This is a genomic window from Agaribacterium haliotis (genome assembly GCF_002312815.1).
Taxonomy (GTDB): Bacteria; Pseudomonadota; Gammaproteobacteria; order Pseudomonadales; family Cellvibrionaceae; genus Agaribacterium; species Agaribacterium haliotis.
Window position 1 is genome coordinate 1 of the sequence record NZ_NKQJ01000029.1, and the last position, 3,296, is coordinate 3,296.

2 protein-coding genes and 1 rRNA gene are annotated in these 3,296 nt (G+C 48.6%); 1 reads left to right on the forward strand and 2 read right to left on the reverse strand.

What is annotated here, in order from left to right; all coding sequences use genetic code 11:
- Positions 1-417: 417 nt before the first annotated feature.
- Complete coding sequence (locus CFK45_RS18185; RefSeq protein ID WP_158224762.1) at positions 418-1,425, forward strand: glycosyltransferase family 9 protein; 1,008 nt, start codon at positions 418-420, stop codon at positions 1,423-1,425.
- 500 nt (positions 1,426-1,925) lie between these two features.
- On the opposite strand, the gene CFK45_RS18190 is transcribed toward CFK45_RS18185, so the two are convergent.
- A complete protein-coding gene (locus CFK45_RS18190; protein ID WP_096087875.1) occupies positions 1,926-2,996 on the reverse strand; it encodes an L-dopachrome tautomerase-related protein in 1,071 nt (356 codons plus the stop codon).
- A gap of 239 nt (positions 2,997-3,235) precedes the next feature.
- Positions 3,236-3,296 (reverse strand): 16S ribosomal RNA (locus CFK45_RS18195); the annotation flags it as partial.

Here is a 3,296-nt window from a genome sequence, read left to right on the forward strand (position 1 = left end):
GTGCTTGAGTTAGAAACTCAAATCATCGCATTTTCAATACTATGATTACTTTAGAATTCCACATTTTTAAAGAACATGGCGCCTTTGGCGCCTTGCCTTGACCGCCTTGTTTAACAAGGCTTCTCAGCAATCCCGCTGTGTTGAACTGTGTGTCCCCCCCAGCGAGGACGCGCATATTACACTAGAATTTTTGGCGGTCAACGCCTTTTTTGAAGTTTTTTACATTCCTTTTAAATTGGTATGCAGAGCGACCAATGAGAGCAAAAAACAAACAAAAACGGCAGGCCAGCCGGTAAATCACCTTCGTGCTACTATGCCCAGCTTTAAGACAGCTACTATAGTCGCAAGTTCATGCGTAAATCTCAGCAACCTAAATGCATCCTTATCGTTCGCTTAAGCTCTCTCGGCGACGTCATTATGGCCAGCCCCCTAGCTCAAGTTCTTAAGCAGCAATTCCCCAACTCGCATATCGTATGGGCAGTACAAAAAGAAAGCGCAGCGGTGCTCAGACACAACCCCTACATAGACGAGCTCTTTATCTGGGACAAAGCACACTGGCAAGATCTCTGGAAACAAAAGAAATACAAACAGCTGTGGAGTGCCGTCAAACTTGCACGTAAAACCTTACGCAATTATAAGTTTGATCTCGCACTCGACTTACAAGGCCTTCTAAAAAGTGGCTTTTTCACCTGGATTAGTGCCGCCCGCCAGCGTATTGGCATAGGCTCTAGAGAGGGCAGCTACTGGTTTATGCACAAGATGGTCAGCCGCAACGTTGCCAATCGCGAGCAGATGGGCGCGGACTACCGCTACTTAGTCAACCAAATGGGCTGGAGCGACCAAAACTGGGAGCTCAAAGTTTACAATACAGACGAAGCAGAGACCCGAGCCATACATTTACTCACCGAGTACCTCGAGCCCGGCGAGCCTTTTGCTGTCATTTGCCCATTTACAACCCGCGAACAAAAACTCTGGCCCGATGAATACTGGCAGCAACTGATTTTGCGTATTCGCGGGCGTTACCACATGAAGACAGTGATTCTTGGCGCCAAACATGAGGGCAACCGCGGCCAGCAACTGGCGAGACGCTGTGGCGCTATTAACCTAGCTGGGCGCACAGAGCTACTAGAAGCCATTAGCCTAATGCAAAAAGCCGCTGTTATTATCGGTGTCGACAATGGTCTGACGCACTGCAGCCAGGCATTGCCGGTTCCGTCGATCGCCTTGTTTGGCCCAAGCTGCCCCTACCGGCACAGCGGCTGCGAAAACAGCCGCGTTTTATTTATGGATTTAAACTGTTCGCCGTGCAAACGCAGGCCGAGTTGCGGCGGCAGTTATGATTGCATGAAGGAGCTGAGCCCGGATCTCGTACTTACGGAAATAAAACAGCTCTTCAAGGTTCAGGCACTGATCCTGGACGACTAAGATCCGGCCATTGCCGTACTTGCTTTTGCAAAACATTTAACGGCAGTGCGCCATTGCCGAGTACAACCTCGCGGGATTGCCGAATATCAAACGCATCGCCAAGCACCTGGCATGCACTTGCACACAAGCTCAGAATTGCCTCGCGCCAATATAATAGGCTGTCGCCTGTGACGGCATCACCAGGTGTCGCTCAATTGCCCAGAGGAAAAACAAATACCGGCAGATGAATATCGTTACTCCGGCGTAGCCTCATTTCGGCAATTAGCCGATCTATTTTTACTGACGAACGCTGGGTGCATTTGCGTATCGAGCAGCGCCAAAGCGATACGCTCGGGCGCGGCAACAGGTTCGGTGCCGAACTCAACTTGCTACTCATATTGATTAGACAACTTGTCACATGTCTGCAGCACTGCCACGACAACAACAAGTCGCCAAGTTAAAAAATACTGTGCGCAGCGCTTTACTATTCAAACCCACTGCAATATACAGCCTCGAAGTAGCTAGCGCCCAAACGCCGCAAATGCCGCCGGCTCAAAGCGCAATAAATAAAAGGTGTCGGGCCCCGGTTCGGCATTGTTAAAAGCCGGTGATAAATGCAACTTATTTGAGGTTGCATAAATACCTTGCTTACCTGCGTTCGCAAATCCTTCAACCCAACTTAATAAATTGTCATCTTGAAATAACACACGATACTGCCTTTGCGCATCAATCATACCAATTGCATTTTTTTCAAGATCAGACACGTAGATATTGCCCGCTTGATCAATAGTAATGCCGTCACTTATTGGCTTGGCGGCGTAGCGCTCGACACGCTTTTCAAGCTGCTTGGCACTGAGTTTAGGGTTAGCCAGGTCAGCACTCTTAGCCCGATATATAGATTCGGCCGACATCGGTGCAAAATACACCCACTCATTCTTCACATCGATGGTGATGGGGTTGACACCAACACGCGCCTCTTGCCCCTGCATTTTGACAAGCTGACCATCGATAAGCATTTTTTTGTCCTCAGCGACTGTCGACTTTGAACCCTCAAGCACGCGTCGTATCAGCCCCGTATCGATATCAACAACCAGCAAGGCTGAAGTCGTATCGGACGCGGTTTCAGTGATATAAATCATGTTGTTTTTTCGGTCGACAGCCATATCGTTGAGGATATAAGCCTTGTGCACAAGAGGCCTCGCCACATAAAAAACCTTGTACAGCTGTTCGTTTTTGGTATCCCAACCAATCACACGACCGAGACCATCCTCACCCCATGAGGTATCCAGGAACCAAAGAATATCCTGCTCATCAACAATCACTCCGAGCACAGCATTAATTGGCGGCGAAAACTGTGTATCGGGATAAGCTCGAGAACCGCCATCTGGAAGTAATTCAAGAAGCTTTTGCTCAGCGCCGTAAGCCTGGTGAGTGCTCATAAAAATGCGCCCACTTCGACTCACCGCGATATTTGCAGGTGGCGTGTCCGTGCTAAAGGTACGGACCACACTAAGCGTCGACTCGCTGGCCCACGCACCGACACAAAGCACAGCCAAAAAAACAAATAAAAACGCGCGCACAAAATCACTCATAAACAGGCACCAACCTCAGACAAATAAAGAAGGGAATGCACAGCTTTTAGCTGCACCACGAAACGAGAGAATACAGAGCAAGTTTGACAGACAAACACATGCGGGAAAAACAAAATAATGAGGCATAAAAAAAGCCGATACAAGACTGTATCGGCTTTTTAAATCTGTTCTTTTTCTTGCGAAAGTCAATGCATTCAAGCAACACGTGTGAGCACTTATGACGAGTGTGCGATATCGTTTAAGGAGGTGATCCAGCCCCAGGTTCCCCTAGGGCTACCTTGTTACGACTTCACCCCAGTC

What these genes read in the sequence shown, in the direction of transcription:
- CFK45_RS18185 (WP_158224762.1), top strand. Translation starts at nt 418, where the DNA reads ATGGCCAGCCCCCTAGCTCAAGTTCTTAAGCAGCAATTCCCCAACTCG.
- CFK45_RS18190 (WP_096087875.1), bottom strand. Translation starts at nt 2,996, where the DNA reads ATGAGTGATTTTGTGCGCGCGTTTTTATTTGTTTTTTTGGCTGTGCTT.